Raw genomic sequence first — 22,242 nt, 5'->3', positions numbered from 1 at the left:
ATCAAGCCTTTTTTGTATTTGCCAAAATATATTCGGCCATATGGTTTACATCCACCAGGATTTTTCTTCCCTCAGCAGGATTGGTGATTTTAATGCCGTACTCTCTTTCCAGAAGCACAACCAGTTCCAGAGAATCGATAGAATCCAGGCCGAGGTCGCCGCCGAAAAGAGGTTCGTCATCTTTAATGTCCTGCGGATTGATGTCAAGTAAATTCAAATATTGTACAATCTGACCTTTAATGACGGGTTTTAAACTTTCTATGTCCATAATTTCTTTTCTGAATTCAAACTTAAATAATTCTTTCCATCCTAAGCTTAAAATAAGTGGCAAGTTGACAAAGCAGGATAAATATCCCTAGAAAGGCGAAGACATTTTTCAGCTCCTGCCAGCTTCCGCCTTTCAGGAAAAGAATGTAAAAACCTTCCAGGCACCAATGCAAGGGCGAAAAGTTGCTCGCAAACTGCATAAAGCCGGGCATAACAAACGTCGGCACGAGAATCCCTCCTATGGCCCCGAAAATAATGATGGAAATGGCCCCAAAACCATTGGCCTGCTGCTCGGTCCGTGCATATGCACCGATCATCAATGCATAACTCACGGCGGCCATGCTGCTGATCAGGATCACGCTGGCAAATGCAAAAAGGTTAGTCGGAATGGTGAGCTTGGGAAGTCCCAGCTCGGGAAGGATCCAGATTCCCATTGAAAATGTGAGTGCCACTTGCACCACCGCTACGATCACGTAAATGGCCATTTTACTAAACATGACAAGCATAAATGTGGTCGGCATTGTTTTCAGTCGTAGAAAACTGCCGTTGATTCGCTCTTTTACAATGTTGCTTCCCAGGGAGACCACCATAAAAAACATCGCAAAAATCGTCCAGGCAGGCACATTATGCTGTGTAGAATTGGGAATGGCGGTTGAGTTATTATTGATCGCTACAATCTGGTTGATCTTAACCCGGTTGGAAATCATTTTCTTCTTCAACGCTTCCGACTGCCCGCCCAGATCCATCGTCGTGTACATCCGATCGATCATCAGCGAATTTTCAATGACGCTCATATAAGATTGAATAATGCCCATGACCGAAAAGCTATAATTTTCCTGTAAAACCGGATCATTATAAAAGGAAAGCGTCGGCATGGACACCTTTTCCGCGCTGGCCGAATCGCGTTCCAGCCCCAGGTCGTCCATCAGGATGTTGCTCACATCGGCAGCATTGCTTTCTAAGCCGGAAGAAAATGTTTTTGGAATGTATAAGCCGATCAATTTCCCCCTTGATAACAGCTCGGATTTTAAAGATTTTTCAGGAACCGCATCCTGGGAATCGATTTTAAAAAGACCTGATTGTTTCAGAAGCGCAACGAGTTTGTCACCTTCCTTACCAGCGTCGTGATTGACAACGAGCAATGGGATCTGGTTCTCGTTCACCATCTTATACGCACTATCCTGAATAATGGTAATGATAAATACCAGCAGCAGCGGCATCAAAAACATCAGCGCCAAGCCGACCTTATCATTGATCAGGAGGAGATATTCTTTCCGTAATGATGAAAAAACCTTGAACATATTAATCCCTGTACTCCTCCCCTGTCAGTTTGATGAATAAAGATTGCAGATTAGGAGCGTCATGCGCTTTCCTCAGATCCGTCAGGTCCCCTTTAGCAATAACCCTACCATGATCAATGAGCGCAATGTGTTTGCAGAATTCCTCTGCTTCCGACATGTGGTGGGAAGTGTAAATAATGGTCGTCCCGGCGTTATTTATTTCCTGTAGATAGCGAATGATCGCATTGCGGCTCTGCACGTCGACACCGACCGTAGGCTCATCCAGGAACAAAATGTCAGGTTTGTGAATGATGCCAATTGCCAGGTTAACCCTACGCTTCATCCCGCCGGAAAATGACCCGACTTTTTTATCCGCAAACCTGGCCAATCCCAAAATTTCAAGCAGATCCTCACGTCGCGCTTCAAGCTCTTCCTTATTAAGATTGTACATAGCCCCGAAATAATCCAGGTTCTGGCGCGGTGTAAGTTCCTGATAAAAAGCATATTCCTGTGGAACAAAACCAATGTGGCTCTTTCGTTCCTGTTCAGTAATAAGTTGGTTTTGGTGGTAAAAGTGAACCGTTCCGGCTGATGGCGGGATAATGCCGCAAAGGATTGAGATCAATGTTGTTTTGCCTGCACCATTGGGGCCCAGCAAACCAAAAATGTCAGATGTAGCAATGTTCAGGGAGACGTCGGTGAGGCTGTTTTCCTGGGCGGTTTTGTATTTTTTAGAAACGTTTTGTATTTCAATGCTAACCGGTTCGGTCATATCGTAGTGCTCATTTACCAAGACTCATACGCGACAGTTTTTGAAACGCTTCTTTTTCTACCAATCTGATATCCACCAGCATATCGGCTATTTCATCAAAATCCTTTTGTTCCGTCAGGCGTCCTTTGTAAACGCCTGCCATCTTGATTGCACTCGCGCGCCACATGTCCCCTGCTTTGGTAAAATCCTCAGAAACAACGGACAAACGGTCATCCTGCATGTAAGCGGACGCTTCTTCCAGAAAAGCACCATATAAAAAACGGAAACCGCCTCCGCCTGTGCCGATCTCTTCCTGCATCCGAACAATTTGTCCCAGATACAAGCTTGCTTTTTTCAGCCCGAGCTTGTCACGCCACTTGCGAATGTGCCCCGCCGTGTGCCTTATGCCATCCACGCCTGCAAAATTGCCTGGAATTTTAAGCATATCACGCACGTTGCGACGAATTCCCTTCACAATTCCTTTACGGATCATATCATCGGTTACGGGCTTAACGCGTTCCGGAAAATAAATGTGTCCTTTCGGGGCCAATGGTCCCTGCGCAAAGCGAACGCGGCTCAGATCCGACTTGGATAATGTGGTCACATCTTCCATCACCGGATCGCTGATCAGGTAATTATTATCTTCCTGTCCGAAAACGATCAGGTTATGCGCATTGAAATGGAACCGGTATTCTTTTGGGAAATAAGTAAGATGAAACACACCCACCTGGCAAGCCACCGGAACACCTTCCTGAACTTTTTTATCCAGAAATGCTTCCGCTGATGCAACGTTTGAGAATTTTTTCCGCGTTACATCCACATTAAGCGCATTGCAAGTCCGCTTGAAAATAGCGCCCGGCATGGTCCTGAAAGAAATAGCAGGGCCATTATTTACAGTAAGAAAAGGGATTTGAATATAAAAAAGCCCCGAACCCATCCCGAAAGCAAGCGGCTCGGTCATGAAATCCAGACCATGATAGCGCAATAATGCCGTGGTAACCCCATTCTCACAATGCGCCGTCTGAACGTGGCGGAATTCATCCGTATGGCTATCAATATTCACTGGCTCAACCTTTAAAATTTTTCAATTCCTGCAATGCAACATCGAACGCACCGGCATATTTTTCCAATTTGCGATCGCTCAATCCTTTGAAAACGGACGGTTTTAAATGTCTTTTGATAAAAAAAGGAAAAAAACCAGTGTAACCCGAAAGGACCGAAAGATCCATCAGCCTGAGCTCCATGAAGTAGTAAATAGGACTTTTCTCTCCATTCGCTACTGCCTTTCTGGCGTCCTCTATCCGCTCATTCACATCATCCCAGGCGCTGTCCAAAGCCTGCTTTTTGACCTCCCAACCTCTGCTTAATGCCGTTTCGTATTTTCCGTCTGCATTTTTGACGTAGCATACTTCCCTGGTAAATTTTTCCAGAGCACCAGGGTCTTGTGGAAGGTCTTCCTTTTTCATGGATGATCAGCAAACGGTCAACATACAGAACATATAAGAGAAACGGGAGCTTTCTGGAACTGCCAAAAGTATTTTTTCGCCCTTTTTCAGTGCCCCGCTGTAAAAAACCTCTTCAAGCATCATATAAATCGAAGCCGAGCCGACATTGCCCTTGGTAACCAGGTTGGTATACCACTTTTCTTTTGAAATCGGCATGCCATTCTCGTTACAGAAGTCTTCAATTTTGTTTTCAAAGAAATAGCTGGACAAGTGCGGCAGGAAATAGCTCACTTCATCCATGCTGATCCCCCTTTTTTCAAGGATATCTTTCAGTTTTGCAAAACCCAATTTAACGATTTTTTCTCCTAAAAGCTTCACATCCTGCTTGATACTAAACACAGATTGTTCCTGGACCTGTTCACTTTTAAAATCTTTATAACTTTTCAGCGAACCGTCTTCCAGCTTATCCGCGCCCATGTACATGCAAGGCTCCTGCTCGTTGGCATAAGAACAACCCTCTATCCAATCAATTTTAAGAGAAATGCCCGTTTGGTTCGGCTCAGATTCAACGAGAAAAGCGCCGGCGCCATCCGAAAGCATCCAGCGTAGAAAATCTTTTTCAAATGCCAGATAAGGATTTTTTTCAAGTCGTAAAAGCTGCTGCACCTCATCCTCGAACTGGTCAGCCCGCAGGACGGGGGAAAGCCTTTCGGAAGCGCACGCAACTGCTTTTTGCTTTTCGCCCAGTTTTACGGACATATAAGCGTATTTAAAAGCATGCATTCCTGCGCAGCAAACGCCCGACGGGGACACAACTTCAACAGGACCAGTGTCTTTCAAATAACCATGCACCATTGAACCGTGCGAAGGCATCAGCTGATCCGGGCTCGACGTGGCGCAACTGATCAGGTCAACTTCCTTTATTTCAGATGTATGTTTTTCAAACAGTTTTGTTACCGCCAGCGCCGCCAATTCCGCATTGGTATGCGTGGGTGTGCCGTCTTTCAGCAGCGCATAGTATCTGCTTTTAATGCCGTTATTGCGTAAAACAAGTGCTTTGGATTTCGAAGGTTTTCCATTAATATACCCTAAATATGCTTCCATTTCTTCATTCGAAACGGGCTCATTCGGCAAAAACTTGGCAATTCTGGTAATATATGCGTCTGACATTATTATTTGGTTTCTACACCACAAAAGTATTGTTTTTTCTTCTTAATCGTATTTCCGGTAAATGGCACGATCAGCAAATTATATACGAAAAGGATCACAGGAGCGACCATAAACAATGCGATCAGCAGATAATATTTGAAAAAACTCACAAGTCTTTTCCGCTTAGCAGGAGTCGTTCCTTTTGTTTTGATCAATTTTGCCCAGATCCTGAAAAGTTTTTTGGCACGCTGTTCTATAAACAAAATGTCCGTCGGGATTTCTATTAAACCAGTTCCCAGAATCTCATTTTGAAGATTGCCGTAATCCGATTTTGCTGCTGCGCTGTTCACAATTGCGCCAAATTTCGATGCGCTTTCAATATCCTGCTCACTAACGCCGGGCAGGGGGAAAATATTCCATTTCCGATCTTTTCTGCCGGTTAGCATCCAGTGTAAAATAGTGAATGCGCTGATCAGATTGGACGTCCTGTCCATCAGCGGAATATTCCCTACAAGCTTGCCGCCAGCATTTTTTATCAGCTTTTTAATGCTCTCCTGAGAATTAAGCCACATATTTCTTCCTCCTATCACAGTCACAACCGGTGTTCCGCGCAGAATTGACTGAAATGTCGGGTCTTTGAGCAGCGATGTAACAGGCGGCGATGGCGACAAAAACCAGGGCTGATAGCCCAGCACGATCAGATCGTACTGCTGAGCTGTGTATGAAATTGGTTTTAACGGAATCGTATCTTCCTCAACACATTCAGGCATTTTATCAAAAAATTCTTCGGTCGTCCAGGGAAAAACGTAGGGCGTAACAGGAAAAATCTGGTGCCTTTCTATGCGGTCCGGATCAAATGGAGATAAAAACTGGTCGATGATTTCATTCAGCTGTCCGGTTTGCGAGTAGTTTACGACTAATATTTTTCCCATTTATCAACAATCCTTTTACCTAAATTCTCACTTTAAATCCGTCTCTTTCAACACTTTGGAATCTTTGGCATAATTGGAAACAATCGATTTCAGATCATTATTCAACTTACCGTAACCCGCTATCACAGCCCGCTTGTCTTCGTCAAGCTGCTTATTGTATTTCAAAACTTTGGGCGCATGTTCCTGAACGGCTAACCTCAAAAACCGGTATTCTGCATTGCCCGGATTGCTTTTGATTTCATCTTCGAGCATGAAAGCGCCTTTTTTGAAAGTCTTGACCTTTACTTTCACACCCTTCTCGAATCCCGCCTTTTTCATCGTCAATGCACCTTTATACGCATTGGTCAGGGATGATGTTTTTTCCTTTTCAAGATCTGCGAGCGCCTGATCAATAGCAGCTTCTTGCCCGCTCGATAATGCCTTGTAAAAAGCCTTTTTATCTGACTGAACAAAACGGAATGCAGTCAAGGATGTCAGGCAAACGAGAATTATAATCAGTGATCTTTTCATGTAACTAATCGTAGACTATTGTTGAAACAAATGATCAGGCCCGGATGTTCCTAGGACTGTTTCCTGCATTCCAAAATAGTGTGATAGCTATCGCCGATCAACGGATAAGTTTCCACGATTTCGAATCCCGCCTGACGGGCCAGATCCTTCATCACTTCAACGCGATACATTTTACTGTTTCCATTCGCCATAATCGTGAAATAGAGCGATGTTGCGACCAAACTATACTGGGCAGCCGGGAAATCCTGGTTATCAAAAAATGGTTCCAGAATGTAAAGCGTCGTGTTTTCGGATGCTGCATTGCAAGCATTTTCAAGGATCTGAATGATCTGTTCTTTTGAAAAACAATCCAGAAACTGGCTCATCCAGATCACATCCGCGCCTTTCGGGATTTCTTGCGAGCGATCCAGCAGGTTAATAGGATGAAAATCAATGCGATCAAGCAAATTTCTTTCCGCAGCATTGTCCTTTGCCACTTTGAGCTGAACCGGAAGATCGAGTATTTTAATCCGGACATTCGGATCATGGTTGCAGCAGGCGAATGACCATTTCCCTGTGTTCCCACCTACATCGAAGATCATTTTTGGGTTTTTCCTGAACACAATTTTTAATGCTTCCGGAAATGCATTGTCAGAATAATAATGGTCAAATTCGAACCAGGAAGTCTTGGCTGGTTCTGGTAAGATCGAAAGTCCTTCGTAAATCGTTGGCCAGTCGCCCAGCACTTTCAACCCCTCGGGCTTACCGGTTTTGAAACTTTCGGTCATGTTTTTGGCGCCGAGATAACATACATCATTCATGAAGTTAATGTTGACCCGCGTCATCTCATCCCTTAATAGGAAAAAACCGATCTTGGTAATTTTAACAAGCCCCTCTTCCATTTCCACAACATCAAGAACCTCAGCGGCTTCAAGGAGCAAAGTAACGCCATACTCCGACACACCGGTTTTTTCAATAATCGTCTCAATGCTGACACCTTTTCGATTGCTGCTGATAAACTGCAAAATGCCCAATTCCCGAAGCGCCACGACCGCCTGAAAATACATGGGACCAAATGCTATTTTTTGTGCTTCATACTTGGCGTCAATTGCCGACAATTCTTTTTTCATTATACGCGTTTATGGTTCATTTTTCGCCCTAGAGGCGGGTATCATCCTGTCTTTGAACTTTCTTCTGTGCTTTTTCTTTTTAAGGTCTTCCTCATGCCAGATAATGTATCTGCCCATTGTCCCCCGGAAGCGCTGGAAAAAATTCTCCCTGTCCGACAGCTTCACAAATCCTTCCCGCATGGACAATTTATGATCCAGTTTGGGCTCATACAGGTTCATCATTTTTAAAGTGTCGATGACAGTAGGCAAAAGCCCGATCGGCAGGTCGAAACGCTTGATGAACTTGCGCATATAGCTCGTTTGGATCGGGTCCGTAGCGAGTGCAAGTTTTGTAAAACCAAGGTCTTTTCCAAGGCGGTAGGAATAGTAGACGTTTTCTGTGCTGTGCTCGGCTTTCTCCTCTGTAAAAATGTTTTCGCGGGGCACGCCCAGCGCGTGTGCATAATCGGCCATAACCCTGCTTTCAACATAGGGCGTGGCAACGGCAGAGCCTGAGAAAATAATGTTTTTGGTGTAGCCCTGTGAATAGAGATAATGTGCCCAATGGATGCGCATTTGCAGGATCATATCCCACTTATCACCATTATGCGGAAAGCCGGGAACGATAACAGCATCATAGGGTGACTCTTTGATTCCCTTATTAAATGCCTTGGCGGCGGACCGATACAGCATTTTCCCACATCCTGATAACGATAAGGTGATAAGAACCAGGAAAATGAGAGGTAAAATCCGCACGGGTATGGGTTATCAGTTAAACAGTAAGCTGTGAAGCGCTCCCCAACCTGGCGAACAAATCACAGCTTACAAACAATATGCTATGGTATCGGTAATGAACTTTGCTTTAAAAATAGGCAATTCTGTTTACTTTTTAAACCTTATAGGTCTTGCTCCACTTTTTATAAAGCTTGGAATCAATGGCCTCATTGATCTTGTAAACGCCGCCAGCCCAGTAATTACGGAAGCCAAAACCGCCCGCTTTTCCTTCCACCTTTTCAGTATAAAGCACCTTTTTCGTGCTTAAATCGATGAAAGTAACCCATACCGTCAGTTTTTCGGCTGTTTTGCTCAAACTTTCAACCACGTAAACAACGCCTACCCCATCTTTCTCGCTGAGTGAATATTTTGAAACGGCTTTCCTGACCTGATCCTCGGTTAATGTCGCTTCGGTTTCGGTAATATTATCCGCAACATTGGCCGACTTGTTGAATTTCACCATATCCTCCACTTTCGAAACATACTGATCGTCTTTCAGGTTGAATGCTTTTTGAAGTGAGAATTTCTTAGGCTCCATTTCGATCAGATTATTCCAGCTGACCATATGCTGGTTTTGAATCGCATTGGGATCCGTAAAACCGATCCTGCCTACATATTTAGCCTGCGTAAAATCCAGGCCCAGGAAAGTAAGCTTCGCTTTGCCATTGAAAAGATCGGCCATCGTATTCTCGGCAGATGCAAATCCAGCGCTAAACAGAACGAATGCAAGAAGTAACAATTTTTTCATAACATCAGGAACGTTAAAATTGTAACTATGAATGGTTTTTAAAGCTTTTTATCCAAAAATGCAGCAAGTGATTTTCCTGCTTTTGCATAAGATTCGGCAATCCGGACGCCCGTATCAAAGTCAAAGCCGCCAAACTGGCCACCGGGAACATTGCGCAGGTTCATTTGCGCCACTTTTGTTGATTTATTAGCAGATTCCACCAGGTCAACCTCGTAATCCACATATGCATTCTTGCGCATAACACCTACATTAAAACCCGGCTCCACGAATTTTGTGCGAACGATCAATGTGTAAGTCGCATCAGGACGTGATTGAACGGCTTGCAGGCCTTTGTCGGCCAATCCTTTGTTGAAAAGTTCTTCAAATTTCGGTTCAAAACGGTTCTTACGGTCGTCTACCCAGGCTTTTTTCCAGGTGTCCCCTTTGCCTGCTTCTTTGGCATTGTACTCAGCAGATTTTTTATCCAGATATTCTTTTTCCGTAGCGAATTTGCCAACCCCGAACTCTGAATAATCGTATTCAATGTTCACTGTTTTCTGGCCTGATAACACGGCAACGTCTCCGCTTTTCAGCTCAACCCTTTGAGCAAATGTATCCGTTGCTCCGATCGCAACAATGGCAATAACTGCTGCGTAAATGGTCTTTTTCATATTCTTTTTTTATTTTTTTATGGTAATAGAGGCTTCAAATATATATCAATTTTTCAGGTTTGCGTTTTTCCTGTTTGTATATTCTGAGGTTAAGTTCGTGAGCGGTTATGAATGCAAATGAAGGGGTTACACGAAGGCGTGATTTGAACAGGGAATGCAGTTTTTCACGAAAAAAAGCGGTGTCCAAAAGGTCAGGCAGCTGAATCGAAATGTCATCATTTCCATACTCATTTTTGGAAACCACAACCTGATAAAGTTCGATTTCCGGAACCATATCAAGCACATCAAAAATGGCAGGCGGAAAAATGGTCGTCCCTTTGAATTTGATCATTTGCTGTTTCCTGCCAACCACCGGTCCCACGCGCGGGCTCGTGCGCCCGCAAGCACAGGCTTCGTAATGTACGTGGCATAAGTCGCCCGTCCGGTAACGCAAAAGCGGCATGCCTTCCACGCCCAATGTAGAAATAACAATTTCGCCCAGGCCGCCCTCTTTTACCACAATATCCTGCTCGTCAACCACTTCCAGGATTAGCAGATCTTCATTCAAATGTCCGCCTTTTCCTTCTGAACATTCGGTAAAGGCCGCGCCCATTTCTGTGGACGCATAAGTGGAGTAAAGTTTGACGTCCCACTGCGAAGTGATCCGCTTACCAAGTTCATTATAAGTAAAATCAGGATTGCGTATCGGTTCGCCAATGCATATCACCGATTTAATGCTGGAAGAGGCGAAATCAATGTTGTTGGCAACGGCGTAGTCGATCAGCCTGGGGATAAATGAAGGAATGGCGATGATCACGGTTGGCGAAAAGCGCTGGATCGATTCCCATTGCAAAAATGGTGCTCCCGGCCCAACCCGGATCATTCCGGCACCGAGTTTCCTTGCGCCCATCCAGTAAGCAAGCCCGGCCATAAACCGCTTATCAATGGTGGTCATGAGCTGGTAAATGTCATGCTCAGAACCACCGGCGCAACGAAAAGACTCTGACTCATTATCCGCAAGCCTTTCGATGTCCGAATCTGTGAGATAGAATGCGACCGGATCGCTTAATGTGCCCGACGTTGTGACATAATCGGCGATCCTGCTTTTTGGAACACACAAAAAATCATCGTTAGCAGCAGCCAGATCGTCTTTCGTAGTGAAGGGCAGTTTGGCCAGATCGGCAATCGAAACAATGTTGTCCACATCCACGCCGTGCTTTCGGAAAACCTTTTGGTAATAAGGGGAATGTGCCGAAACATAAGCCAACAAGTGTTTTAATTTTTGTTCCTGCGTTTCAGGGATCATATTAAAGCTCATTGGGATTCAGGTTTATAACTAAAAATCAGAAAGGAGACTTTTTGACTTTCAGCAATTTTGTCTTTGATCACATTCCTTTCATTCAGAGAAGCCACATCGCGTTTCAATGCTTCCCGGTAATAACTGATCGCTTTCTTGAAATTTTTCTTTGTTTTGAAATAATCCCCTAAAAACAGATAGGTAAGATAACTTTCCGGGTTATTGGCGACAAAGGCCACTTCCTCTTCGCGCGAAAGCTCGAAAGGAACGCCCAGCATTACATATTTGGTGATCTTTTGCCTGGTGGCTTTGAAGGCTTCAAATTTCTTGTAATCATTGGATGCCACGAACGGATCAGGCCGGATTTTCAGCGATTCGTTCGGTTTGAATGTTCCTTTGCCGGAAAAAACGTCATTCAGATTGTAATAAATAAATTCCCCCAACTGGTAAGGCGGCGTCGAAATCCACATTTCCTGTTTTTCGGGTTTGAACAAAATCCCGTGATGCGCGATGAGCTGGTTTAATGTTTTTGAATTGCCATAGCCCACAAATTTGTCCTTAACCCCTTTCTGATCACGCAAAATAGCTGCGGCCTTATCCACGTCCATCGGGTAAGAACGGTTCATGAGTTCATTCATCCGATCAAAACGCGACTTGGAATCCGTGTCTCTAATGTTGTTAATGTTCACAGAATCACCGACAAACGATTTTCCCTGATAATGATTAGCACAAACCAGATAATCTTTACCCGATTCAAAAACATCCATTTTCTGAGGTGATTTTTCAATAATGGCAGCATTATCGTCAGCAGCCGACCCGATCAGCAACGACTCAGACACGAATGTTTCGCTCCGCTGCGCAATTTTGGTCGCTTCTTCAATTGTGCCTGCATATTGCAAAATTTCCCTCGCCAAAATCGAGATCGGCTCCTTCGCTGCAAAGGGAATGTCTGATTTTGAAGCGTTTAATGTGACCGTAATGCCTTTCTCATTCATACCCGAAACCACGCCCGTGAGTCCCGCCCAAGCATAGGAAGCAAATTTGTAGCCTTTATCCGGGTTCATGAACACGATCAGCTTGTCTTCCGCGAAAGCGTCGCCCATGTAAAAATCGAAGTTCCTTGCTATCAGCAATGTTGAATCCTCTGTCAATGCATTGTTAACCGCGAAAGACGTGCAGCCGACCATATTCAGGTCCGTGAGCGCGTGGCCAATGTCGTGGGCGGCGTGGTAATTGAGAATGCGATAATATTTCGGGCCAATGTAGTTGAACTGTTCAGAAAATGACTGCGAAACGCCGTAAATCTCCTGCTGGTTTTCCTCGGGAATGTATTTGTAAATATCACGGTTAAACCAGCCCACAAAACCTTTCAGCACTTGCAAAAACACGCTGCTAGGGATCATTTCTTTAATCTGGTTCACAAAATGGACTTCCTGCTTTTCCATTAACTCCTTTGCAAGAATGCCGTAGATAAGCCCGCGCTCGTAAGGTTTCCCTTCGAGATACATTTCCCAGATTCCCTGCTTATTCTTTTTAAGCCAGCAATTCCCGACCGTATAATGATCCTCGGCAACCCTGATGCGCTTGTAACTCTCGGTAGTTTTATTACTTTCAAGTTTGGGAGCCGGCACGCGGATGCGCCAGATGAAAAGGCCAAAGAGCATGCCTGCGATAAGCAGGAATATGCCAAAGGTTTTCAGGACGTTCCTTGTAATTTTATTTTTGGGCCACATAATGAGCAGAGACGGGCAAATGCAGTTATAATGCCCGGTTTGAATATCAAAATTAACAATAAATGGCCATCTGTTACATAAAAAGCATCTCGGATGATTCAACGTTGGGGTTATGGCGGATGTCGGAAAGTTGGCAGGAACTGAAAGAAATGGTTCACCTGCCCGACTTGGCATTGCTGGCACTGGAAGATAAAAAAACCGACCGCAGAAAGCAGGAATGGCTGGCTTGCCGCATTTTATTGCAGGAAATGACCCATTTGCAGCCCATCATTATATATGATGAACACCGCAAACCAAATATAAAGGATCGCGCTAAGCAATTGTCTATGTCGCATTCAGGCGAATATGCAAGCGTATATGTGCATGATATTAAGCCTATTGGAATAGATTTACAACAAATGAAACCCTCTATTTCGAAAGGCGCGGATTATTTTTTGAATGATGCCGAAATGCAGTGGACCGATCTGAACGACAACGTTTTGCTGCATTTGATCTGGTGTGCTAAGGAAGCTGTATTTAAATATGCAGGAGATGCGGATCTGGACTTGAAAAAACATATCATTACAAATCCTTTTCACAGCAACCAAAATGGAATTATTGAGGTTTGTATTCAAAAGGAAAATATAAATGAGTCCGTTCAGGTGCATTACGACGCATTTGACGACTACTTAATAGCCTGGACCGTCTGATTTTTGAAAAAGTTTTAAACCTAATCCCCCATATGCTGCGAATTCTTACCATCCTCTTTTTATTCATCGCATTCCAAATTTCCGCACAAGTTCCTTCGCAGTCTTCGAGTGAAATTTTTCAAAACATTAAGAAACTGAATGTATTAGGCTCCGTCCTTTACATTGCCGCGCATCCGGATGACGAAAACACGTTGATGCTTTCGTATTTATCAAAAGATCAGCTGGTGAGGACGGGATATTTATCGCTAACAAGAGGCGATGGCGGACAAAACCTGATCGGGGCAGAACAGGGTTACAACATTGGTGTGATCCGCACGCAGGAGTTGCTTGCGGCACGGCGGATTGATGGTGCGCAGCAGTTTTTTTCAAGGGCTTATGATTTTGGTTTTTCCAAAACCCGTGATGAAACATTGAATTTTTGGGATAAGGACAAAGTTTTGGGCGATGTGATCTGGATGATACGTAAGTTCCAGCCCGATGTGATCATTACCCGCTTTCCACCCGATCCGCGCGCTGGACACGGCCATCACCAAACTTCCGCATTCCTCGCTGAACAGGGATTCAGTATGGCTGCCGATCCCAAGTCTTACCCGGATCAACTGAAATTCGTTAAGCCATGGCAGGCGAAAAGGCTTGTTTGGAACACATACACCCCCGGTTTTACGAATAAGCAGCCAACGGAAGAGAAGAACCCGTTCATTTCGATTGAAATCGGTGGTTTTAATCCTGTTTTGGGCAAATCTTATACTGAAATTGCAGCTGAAAGTCGCAGCCAGCACAGGAGCCAGGGATTTGGAAGTGCGCCGCAGCGCGGGGCGAGGATCGATTATTTCTTGCATAAAGTCGGAGAACCTGCACAAAAAAGCTTGTTTGACGGCATTGATGTTTCCTGGAAGCGTGTAAAAGGATCCGAAAAAGTGCAGGCTATGGTTTTGGCTGCGATCAAGAACTTTACGGTAAACAAGCCAGCCGCATCTGTTCCTGGACTTTTGAAAATCAATGCGGAACTGAATAAGCTGGATTCCGCCAACATTTATATTAAAGCCAAAAAAGAAGAGGTTAAGGAGCTGATCTTACAATGTGCGGGACTTTGGTTTGAAACCAATCCGGACGATTTTTCCCAGGTTGCGGGCGATACGGCTTCTATCAAAATTTCCGTTGTCAAAAGATCTGATTATCCTGTAAGACTGGTTTCCTTGCAATGGACGGGAAAGGGAAAAGACAGCACATTCAATATGCCATTGGAAGATAACGAATTGAATTCCATTGCATTAACCCCGCTTTTACCCGCTAAATTGAAAGTAACGCAACCTTACTGGCTGGAAAAACCCATTGACAAAGGTTTGTTTCAAATCGACAATCAGCAGGACATTGGGTTTCCTGAAAACCGCCCGGAAACCGTCACCAAATTTACGTTTGAAATAGGCGGTCAGCAGTTCAGCTTTTCGCGGCCATGGATCTATAAAAGCACGGATCCGGCACAGGGCGAGATTTATCGGCCATTTGAAATCCGTCCAGCCGTAACAATGACCATTACCGAACCCGTTTTCATATTTTCATCATTGGAACCCAAAACAGTCACCATTGTCGTGGAAGCGCAACGGAAAAATGTAAAAGGATCGGTTAGGCCGGAAATTCCGGCAGGCTGGAAATCAGTTCCCGAGTCTGCAAGCTTTGATTTAAAAGGAAAATATCAGCAACAATATTTCTCGTTCATCATTACGCCTCCTGCTGATAATCAGGAAGTAAAACTAAAAGCAATCGCGACCGTGGAAGGCCAAATGCTTGATAAATCCATTAAAACTATTGCCTACCAGCACATTCCAAGCCAAACCATTTTCCCAACTTCGGAAGCAAAACTCGCCAAGATTGATGTAAAAGCGACTGTTAAGAACATTGGCTATATTGCCGGAGCCGGCGACGATGTGCCCACAGCCTTGCGGCAAATGGACTGCCAGGTTACCATGCTAAATGAAGCAGGTTTGTCAAAAGACCTGGCGATTTATGACGCCATTGTAGTTGGGGTAAGAGCTTATAATACAGAAAGTTATCTTGCTAATTATCAGTCCAAACTAATGGATTATGTAAAAAACGGCGGCACAATGGTCGTTCAGTACACCATTCCGGGCGGACAAAAAGTGAAACAAATCGGGCCTTACGATATCGAACTAGGAAGGGACCGCGTAGCGGAAGAAGATGCGGAAATGCGCTTTTTGCTGCCGGAGCACCCTTTACTTAACTATCCTAACAAGATAACAGAGAAAGATTTTGACGGCTGGATCCAGGAACGCGGCTTATATTTTGCGCAAACCTGGGATAAAAAGAATTATCAGGCCTTGTTTTCAGCCAATGATAAAGATGAAACTTTGAAGGAAGGCAGCGTGCTATATGCCCAATATGGCAAGGGACATTACATTTACACGGGACTGTCCTTTTTCCGCGAGCTTCCGGCAGGTGTAACCGGAGCTTACCGACTTTTTGCCAACATGATTTCTGCTGGCAAAAAGTAGAAAGCATTATTTAACGTTTTTCCGGCGGTTACGCTGAAAATCTTCGAGCACAAATCCGCCTAAGCCTTGCAGGTTGCTGTAATAAGCGCGCCCGTTATTCACTTGCGTGAAATTCTGCACGAATTGTTTCAAATATGGATCCGTCGCAATCATGAAAGTCGTAACCGGAATGTCCAGTCTTCTGCATTGTGCGGCCAAGGTCAGCGTTTTGTTGATGATCTTGCGGTCCAAGCCGAAACTGTTTTTGTAGTAACGGATCCCTTCTTTCAGGCAAGTCGGTTTTCCGTCCGTAATCATGAAAATCTGCTTATTTCGCGTTTTTTTACGACGCAAAATGTCCATAGCAAGCTCTAAACCAGCCACAGTATTCGTGTGATAAGGGCCGACTTCCAGGTAAGGCAGATCTTTGATCTGGATCTGCCAGGCATCATTTCCAAACACGATAATGTCCAGCGAGTCTTTCGGATATTTACTTCTGATGAGTTCAGCCAGTGCAAGCGCCACTTTTTTGGCCGGTGTAATGCGGTCTTCCCCATATAAGATCATGGAATGACTGATATCGATCATTACAACCGTTGCAGTAGTCGTTTTTTGCTCACGTTCAACGACTTCCAGGTCGTTTTCCATCAACATAAAATCGCCTATTCCGTGGTTAACCTGCGCATTCTTGATGGATTCCGTCATCGCGATCTGATCCAGCGTGTCACCAAACTGAAATTGGCGAATGTCACTGCTCAGCTCATCACCAACACCCATATGCGGCGTGTGATGGTTGCCACCCGATTTTGAGCGCTTTAATTTGCCGAAAATCTCGTCCAAAGCACTTTTACGAATGCTCTTTTCGGCTTTGGGCGTCATAATGAGCTTACTCTCGCCCTCTTGCTTTTCTTCGGTGATGTAACCTTTCTTTTTCAGGTCATCAAAAAAGTCGCCGATACCGTAGGAATCGTTGGTGAGATTATATTGACGGTCGAGTTCGCTAAGCCATGACATTGCCTCAGAAACATCGCCGGAAGTCATTAACAACAACTGCTGAAAGATGTCGAACAATTGGTCAAACTTGCTGTTTGGGCCTTGTTCGGCTGGTATAAATTTAGAAAAACGATGTCCTCGCATAAAAAATCAGGCTTAAAAAGATCTCAAAAAGAGACGGCTACTTTCAAATTTAATCGAAAGTAGCCGCATATTCATTCATATTTTAAAAGACTACGCTTCTTCCGCGCAGAACTCTTCAAATGCCATTTGCAAATGTTGTGCAATCATCTCAGCCGAACGGCCTTCGATGTGATGACGCTCTACAAAATGGATTAGTTCACCATCTTTGAAAAGCGCTACTGCTGGTGAAGACGGGGGATATGGCAATGTATATTCGCGCATTTTAGCGACTGCTTCCAGATCAGCTCCTGCGAAAACAGTTGCCAAATGATCTGGCTTAATCTCGCTGCGAGACAAAGCTGCCGTTACACCCGGACGGGCCGCTCCTGCCGCACATCCGCAAACCGAATTGATCACAACCAAAGCCGTGCCTTTTGTAGTTTGCATAAAATTGTCAACTTCCTCAGCCGTTGTCAAATCCTGAAAACCGACATTAACTAGTTCAGCTTTCATCGGGGCCACTAATTGTGGTGGATACATATTTTCTAAAAATTAAAGTTTATGATAAAATTATATTCTTCTCAACCGGAGAAAATTACATGAAACCCAGTTCAAGCTTTGCTTCTTCCGACATCATTTCTGTTGTATAGGGAGGATCAAATGTCAGTTCGAGACTTACATCATTCACCCCTTCCACTTCACGGATCTTCTGTTCTACTTCGCCCGGCAATGTTCCCGCGGATGGGCAGGAAGGCGATGTCAGGGTCATGGATACAAATACATTATTGACAGGGAAAATTTTCAAATCGTAAATCAGCCCAAGCTCATACACATCCACCGGAATTTCCGGATCGTACACGGTCTTAATGGCTTTAACAACTTCTTCCCTTAACTCTGACTCTGACATTTTCTATAAATTTTACTAATCTGAATTATTTCGCTGTATTAAAAGAATTTGCCTGAAAAGCGACACCATAAGCCTTCATCTGCTTCAACATTGACGCCAGGCCATTCGAACGGGTTTGTGCCAGATGCTGATGTAATCCGATGCGTTCCATGAAATAAAGATCCGCACTGGCAATTTCCCTTGGTGTATGTCCTGATAAAACTTTCACAAGCATGCTAACCAATCCGCGAACAATGATTGCGTCGCTATCCGCCTCGAATTTCAGCAAATCGCCCTCCATGAAAGCATTCAGCCACACACGGGACTGGCAGCCCTTTATAATGTTGTCCTCCGTTTTATATTGCTCTTCCAACGGCGGGAACTGCTTTCCGAGATCGATTATGTACTCGTACTTACTCTCCCAATCATCAAACAATTCAAAATCTGAAATTAGTTCGTCCTGTATCTCGTTTATGGTCATTGTATTTTTAAAATTATGCGACGGCTGTTCTGGTTTCCACCCAATTGATCAGTGACTCTGCCAACTTTATACCTGTCTTTGATACATCAGCTGAACGGTTCCCATCATAACTCATCGCGAGATGCAGCGTATCATAAGCATCATTAAAAGTCGTAAGTACTTTCTTGTCAACCTTGCTCAATTCGTTTTGATACCATTCAACGCTTTTGCGGCCTTTGGTTTTCTTACCAAGTAAACTGTCCAAAGCCACTAGAACCCCGGTATAAGCTGCATGCCCAGCCAGCTTTACATATTTTTTATCCTGATAAAATCCGTCTTCCTTCTTCGCTTTCTCTTTCAAAATCTCCTTCGCATTATCCAGATAACGCTTTGCTTCTTGTACTGTGTTTGGCATAGGTGTATATAGGTTTGGTTTAAAATTCGGAGGTTAATTTAATGATATTATCCGAGCATTCTTTTCACCTTGTGCAAGCCCTGGATCAAAAGATCAATTTCTTCAATTGTGTTGTAAACAGCAAATGAGGCGCGGGTGGTTCCGGTAATGTTGAAGCGGCGCATTAAAGGCTGTGTGCAGTGGTGACCTGTACGAACGGCTATGCCTTGCTGATCCAGCAACACGCCCATATCCTGATGATGAATGCCGTCAATCACGAACGAAAGCACGCTAACTTTTTCCTTTGCCTGACCAATTATCCGCAATCCATGTATATCCTTTACAGCTTCCGTTGCATATTCCAGCAACTTGTGCTCGTGCGCTGCAATCTTCGGTTTACCTAACGTATCCACATAATCCAATGCATACTTTGCGGCCACAACGTCCGCAATGTTAGGCGTTCCGGCTTCGAATTTATAGGGCAACTCATTATATGTTGTTTTCTCAAAAGTCACTTCCTTAATCATTTCCCCGCCACCGCGGTAAGGAGGCATGGCGTCCAATAACTCTTTTTTTCCGTACAAGATCCCCATTCCCGTCGGGCCGTAGATTTTGTGCAGGGACAATGAATAAAAATCGCAATCCAGGTCCTGAACGTCCAGATGCAAATGTGAACTGGCCTGCGCGCCATCCAGCAGCACTTTCGCACCAACGGCATGTGCTTTTGCAATGATCTGTTTGACAGGATTAATGGTGCCGAGAGAATTAGAAACATGCACAACAGATACAAATTTTGTCCGCTCCGTCAGCAATTTCTCATATTCATCCATCAGCAATTCACCCTCGTCATTGATCGGAATTACTTTTAATATACAACCCTTTTCCTCGCAAAGCATCTGCCAGGGAACGATGTTGGAATGGTGCTCCATGGTGGAAATGATCACCTCATCACCCGCTTTCAGGAATGTGCGGCCGTAACTGGATGCTACAAGATTGATCCCGTCGGTCGTTCCATATGTAAAGATGATTTCCTCCGAAAGCGGCGCATTTAGAAATGTCTGCAAACGGCGGCGCGATAGTTCAAATGCAGAAGTTGCTTTCTCTGCCAAATGATGGATTCCCCTGTGAATGTTGGCATTATAATGCTCATAATAACCCGACAGCGCATCCAAAACCAGACGCGGCTTTTGCGTTGTTGCTGCATTATCAAAGTAAACCAGCTGCTTTCCGTTCACGATTTCATTCAGGATCGGAAAGTCATTTCTGATGGATGCTATATCAAGGTTGTTGCTCATTGTTACAGGGATTTTAGAAAAATACCCAACCCAATGAATGACAGGTTGGGTAGCAATAAGATGGGGCTGAGTAATGTCAGACGATTATTTTGAAGCTAATTTCTGAGCAATTACGTTTTCAAGATATTCACGGACCGACTCGATTTTGATCTGCGAAACTACGTCAGCGCAGAATGCAAACATTAACAAGGCCATCGCTTCCGGTCTGGAAATTCCGCGTGAACGCATGTAAAATAGCGCTTCTTCGTCAATCTGGCCGGTCGTGGTCCCGTGTGAACATTTTACGTCGTCAGCAAAAATTTCTAGCTGCGGTTTGGTGTTCATTGTAGCTTCCGTAGAAAGCACAATGTTCTTGCAGGATTGAAAAGCATTGGTCTTTTGGGCGTCTTCGCGAACGAATATTTTTCCGTTGAAAACACCTTTCGATTTATCCCTCAAAATCCCTTTATACAATTCATTGCTTTCGGAATTTGGTTTGCGGTGATCGGCAACCGTATGGTTATCAACGTGCTGCGTTCCGTCGGGAAAATAAAGTCCGTACATATGCGCGTCGCAACGTTCTCCGTCCAGGATAATGTTCAGGTTGTTACGCGTAAAACGGCCGTTAAGCGTAACCGTTCCTGCATAAAAATGCGAGCGGTCGAGCATCCGAACCTGCGTCGTGCCTATATGGTAAGCATTGTCGCTTTCATTCTGAACTTTGTAATATTCAACATTCGCATCTTCTGCGACGTAAATTTCTGTAACTGCATTGGTAAAAGAATGCTGTGTCCCCAATGTCCGGAACGCTTCTGCAAGCTTCACCTGTGCATTGCGACCGACAGAAATAATGTTCCGCGGCTGGCTACCTACATTTTCAACCCTTGCATCACTAAGGAAACGAAGAATTACAGGGTGTTCAACTACTTTATTATCAGCAATGTGAATGAAAATACCATCCTGCGCGAAAGCTGTGTTCAAGGCCGTAAATGCATCGTCCTGGTCTTTTACCAATTCATTAAAATAAGTATTGACCAAAGCTGGATTGCTCTTGTACGCTTCTGAAAGTGAGCTGATCGTGATCTGATCCTGAGTCGAAATGACGCGGGACAGCTCGGCATTATAATGTCCGTTTACAAAATAGATAATGTTCGCATCTTGCGCCGGGATCTTCAAATCTTCCAGGTCTGCCAGTTCGAGCGAACTGTCTGCATTGAAATTATAAGAAACGCTGACCAGATCCTTAACGTTGGAATATTTCCACTCTTCGTTTCTGGTTGTCGGGAAACCCAACTTATCAAATTCAGCCAGTGCTGCACGTTTTTTCTGGTGAAAAGCCGATGAAGCCTCCCCATTCATTACGGACTCGCGGGCATGGAAATCCGCGATCAGCCTGGTTTTTAAATCTATTGTTTCGGTACTCATTGATGTATTAGTATGGTACTTTAAATGTTAAGAAAATCAAGGTTCAATCCTTAATGTATTCTTAACCAACGGCTTCTACTTCCGCCTTGATCCAGTCGTAACCTTTTTCCTCCAATTCCAACGCAAGCTCTTTCGGACCGGATTTTACTATCCTGCCCCTGTAAAGCACGTGCACGTAATCGGGAACGATGTAATCCAAAAGGCGTTGATAGTGCGTAACCACAATGGTTGCACGCTCAGGAGAACGCAATGAGTTAACTCCTTCTGAAACAATACGCAATGCATCAATATCCAAACCAGAATCGGTTTCGTCGAGGATAGCCAGTTTTGGTTCAAGCACGGCCATCTGGAAGATTTCGTTGCGTTTTTTCTCACCGCCCGAAAATCCTTCGTTCAAAGCACGTTTCAATAACGAATCGTTCATGCTGACCAGCTTCGCTTTTTCACGCACCATTTTAAGAAATTGTGCAGCGTCCAGCGGGCTTTCGCCTCTATATTTACGGATTTCGTTTACAGCAGTTTTAAGAAAATTAATGGTCGTAACACCAGGAATTTCGACAGGATATTGGAATGCCAGAAAAATACCTTCGGCAGCTCTATGCTCGGGCGCCATTTCAAGGATATCTTTTCCGTCAAAAACTACCGAGCCGCCAGTAACTTCATATTCCTCTCTTCCAGCCAGAACAGATGCCAAAGTGCTTTTACCAGACCCGTTAGGTCCCATAATCGCATGCACTTCACCGGGTTTCACTTCCAGGTTGATGCCTTTTAATATTTCCTTACCTTCAATTGAGGCACGCAAGTCATTAATAGAGAGCATAACTTATTTATACTTAAAATACAGTTCGTGGTAAATTTACCGCAAAAGTAACACGCTTTGCGCGTAAAAGAAAATAGCGGTAAATG

The 22,242-nt window shown here is 44.3% G+C and carries 24 protein-coding genes; 2 read left to right on the top strand and 22 right to left on the bottom strand.

Annotated elements, in window-relative coordinates; translation table 11 throughout:
* Position 1: 1 nt before the first annotated feature.
* The 14 genes from L0659_RS03905 to L0659_RS03840 all read right to left on the bottom strand — a co-directional run bounded on the left by L0659_RS03905 (position 2) and on the right by L0659_RS03840 (position 12,603).
* Entirely contained in the window at positions 2 to 268 is a 267-nt protein-coding gene (locus L0659_RS03905; RefSeq protein ID WP_235124329.1) for a phosphopantetheine-binding protein, read from the bottom strand.
* Between the two features lie 22 nt (positions 269 to 290).
* Positions 291 to 1,568, bottom strand: coding sequence for an ABC transporter permease (locus L0659_RS03900; protein WP_235124328.1), 1,278 nt, complete (start codon positions 1,566 to 1,568; stop codon positions 291 to 293).
* A 1-nt stretch (position 1,569) separates the two neighbouring features.
* The gene (locus tag L0659_RS03895; protein WP_235124327.1) at positions 1,570 to 2,319 is read right to left on the bottom strand and encodes an ABC transporter ATP-binding protein; all 750 of its coding nucleotides are present in this window, start codon (positions 2,317 to 2,319) and stop codon (positions 1,570 to 1,572) included.
* Between the two features lie 10 nt (positions 2,320 to 2,329).
* Positions 2,330 to 3,361: a BtrH N-terminal domain-containing protein gene (locus tag L0659_RS26390; RefSeq protein ID WP_235124325.1), complete on the bottom strand. Its 1,032-nt coding sequence runs from the start codon at positions 3,359 to 3,361 to the stop codon at positions 2,330 to 2,332.
* A gap of 4 nt (positions 3,362 to 3,365) precedes the next feature.
* A complete protein-coding gene (locus L0659_RS03885; RefSeq protein WP_235124324.1) occupies positions 3,366 to 3,764 on the bottom strand; it encodes a hypothetical protein in 399 nt (132 codons plus the stop codon).
* 6 nt (positions 3,765 to 3,770) lie between these two features.
* Entirely contained in the window at positions 3,771 to 4,913 is a 1,143-nt protein-coding gene (locus L0659_RS03880; protein ID WP_235124323.1) for a beta-ketoacyl-ACP synthase III, read from the bottom strand.
* A 2-nt stretch (positions 4,914 to 4,915) separates the two neighbouring features.
* On the bottom strand, positions 4,916 to 5,824 hold the full coding sequence (locus tag L0659_RS03875; protein WP_235124322.1) for a hypothetical protein: 909 nt from the start codon (positions 5,822 to 5,824) through the stop codon (positions 4,916 to 4,918).
* A gap of 27 nt (positions 5,825 to 5,851) precedes the next feature.
* The gene (locus L0659_RS03870; RefSeq protein ID WP_235124321.1) at positions 5,852 to 6,334 is read right to left on the bottom strand and encodes a hypothetical protein; all 483 of its coding nucleotides are present in this window, start codon (positions 6,332 to 6,334) and stop codon (positions 5,852 to 5,854) included.
* Between the two features lie 50 nt (positions 6,335 to 6,384).
* On the bottom strand, positions 6,385 to 7,443 hold the full coding sequence (locus L0659_RS03865; protein ID WP_235124320.1) for a methyltransferase: 1,059 nt from the start codon (positions 7,441 to 7,443) through the stop codon (positions 6,385 to 6,387).
* A 9-nt stretch (positions 7,444 to 7,452) separates the two neighbouring features.
* Positions 7,453 to 8,115 carry a YdcF family protein gene (locus L0659_RS03860; RefSeq protein ID WP_235124319.1) on the bottom strand — a complete coding sequence of 221 codons (663 nt, stop codon included), beginning with the start codon at positions 8,113 to 8,115 and terminating at the stop codon, positions 7,453 to 7,455.
* 196 nt (positions 8,116 to 8,311) lie between these two features.
* The gene (locus L0659_RS03855; protein ID WP_235124317.1) at positions 8,312 to 8,944 is read right to left on the bottom strand and encodes a hypothetical protein; all 633 of its coding nucleotides are present in this window, start codon (positions 8,942 to 8,944) and stop codon (positions 8,312 to 8,314) included.
* 38 nt (positions 8,945 to 8,982) lie between these two features.
* Positions 8,983 to 9,594, bottom strand: a complete 612-nt coding sequence (locus tag L0659_RS03850) for a hypothetical protein (protein WP_235124316.1) — start codon at positions 9,592 to 9,594, stop codon at positions 8,983 to 8,985.
* 34 nt (positions 9,595 to 9,628) lie between these two features.
* The gene (locus tag L0659_RS03845; protein WP_235124314.1) at positions 9,629 to 10,891 is read right to left on the bottom strand and encodes a phenylacetate--CoA ligase family protein; all 1,263 of its coding nucleotides are present in this window, start codon (positions 10,889 to 10,891) and stop codon (positions 9,629 to 9,631) included.
* Complete coding sequence (locus tag L0659_RS03840; RefSeq protein WP_235124313.1) at positions 10,888 to 12,603, bottom strand: C45 family peptidase; 1,716 nt, start codon at positions 12,601 to 12,603, stop codon at positions 10,888 to 10,890. Before L0659_RS03840 ends, L0659_RS03845 begins: the two co-directional genes overlap by 4 nt.
* A 62-nt stretch (positions 12,604 to 12,665) precedes the next feature.
* Between L0659_RS03840 and L0659_RS03835 the strand changes: the two genes are divergently transcribed.
* Together L0659_RS03835 and L0659_RS03830 are read left to right on the top strand one after the other, a co-directional pair.
* Positions 12,666 to 13,292 carry a 4'-phosphopantetheinyl transferase superfamily protein gene (locus L0659_RS03835; RefSeq protein ID WP_235124311.1) on the top strand — a complete coding sequence of 209 codons (627 nt, stop codon included), beginning with the start codon at positions 12,666 to 12,668 and terminating at the stop codon, positions 13,290 to 13,292.
* A 32-nt stretch (positions 13,293 to 13,324) separates the two neighbouring features.
* Positions 13,325 to 15,802, top strand: coding sequence for a PIG-L family deacetylase (locus L0659_RS03830; RefSeq protein WP_235124309.1), 2,478 nt, complete (start codon positions 13,325 to 13,327; stop codon positions 15,800 to 15,802).
* Between the two features lie 6 nt (positions 15,803 to 15,808).
* Here the strand turns inward: L0659_RS03830 and L0659_RS03825 are convergent, their stop codons facing one another.
* The 8 genes from L0659_RS03825 to sufC all read right to left on the bottom strand — a co-directional run bounded on the left by L0659_RS03825 (position 15,809) and on the right by sufC (position 22,156).
* Entirely contained in the window at positions 15,809 to 16,918 is a 1,110-nt protein-coding gene (locus tag L0659_RS03825; protein WP_235124307.1) for a VWA domain-containing protein, read from the bottom strand.
* A gap of 90 nt (positions 16,919 to 17,008) precedes the next feature.
* Entirely contained in the window at positions 17,009 to 17,437 is a 429-nt protein-coding gene (locus L0659_RS03820; protein WP_026631606.1) for a BrxA/BrxB family bacilliredoxin, read from the bottom strand.
* Positions 17,438 to 17,492: 55 nt separating this feature from the next.
* Positions 17,493 to 17,804, bottom strand: a complete 312-nt coding sequence (locus tag L0659_RS03815; RefSeq protein WP_026631607.1) for an SUF system Fe-S cluster assembly protein — start codon at positions 17,802 to 17,804, stop codon at positions 17,493 to 17,495.
* A gap of 25 nt (positions 17,805 to 17,829) precedes the next feature.
* The gene (locus L0659_RS03810; RefSeq protein WP_235124305.1) at positions 17,830 to 18,264 is read right to left on the bottom strand and encodes a SufE family protein; all 435 of its coding nucleotides are present in this window, start codon (positions 18,262 to 18,264) and stop codon (positions 17,830 to 17,832) included.
* A gap of 13 nt (positions 18,265 to 18,277) precedes the next feature.
* Positions 18,278 to 18,658 carry a DUF5618 family protein gene (locus tag L0659_RS03805; RefSeq protein WP_235124303.1) on the bottom strand — a complete coding sequence of 127 codons (381 nt, stop codon included), beginning with the start codon at positions 18,656 to 18,658 and terminating at the stop codon, positions 18,278 to 18,280.
* 47 nt (positions 18,659 to 18,705) lie between these two features.
* A complete protein-coding gene (locus L0659_RS03800; RefSeq protein WP_235124302.1) occupies positions 18,706 to 19,932 on the bottom strand; it encodes a cysteine desulfurase in 1,227 nt (408 codons plus the stop codon).
* A gap of 84 nt (positions 19,933 to 20,016) precedes the next feature.
* Positions 20,017 to 21,336 (bottom strand): Fe-S cluster assembly protein SufD, encoded by a 1,320-nt coding sequence (gene sufD / locus L0659_RS03795; RefSeq protein ID WP_235124301.1) that lies wholly within the window; start codon positions 21,334 to 21,336, stop codon positions 20,017 to 20,019.
* Between the two features lie 61 nt (positions 21,337 to 21,397).
* Positions 21,398 to 22,156 (bottom strand): Fe-S cluster assembly ATPase SufC, encoded by a 759-nt coding sequence (sufC, locus tag L0659_RS03790; RefSeq protein ID WP_026631612.1) that lies wholly within the window; start codon positions 22,154 to 22,156, stop codon positions 21,398 to 21,400.
* Positions 22,157 to 22,242 lie beyond the last annotated feature (86 nt).

Origin of the sequence: Dyadobacter sp. CY347 (assembly GCF_021502655.1) — a bacterium.
Classification (GTDB): Bacteria; Bacteroidota; Bacteroidia; order Cytophagales; family Spirosomataceae; genus Dyadobacter.
This window is presented reverse-complemented; position numbering and strand designations above follow the sequence as displayed.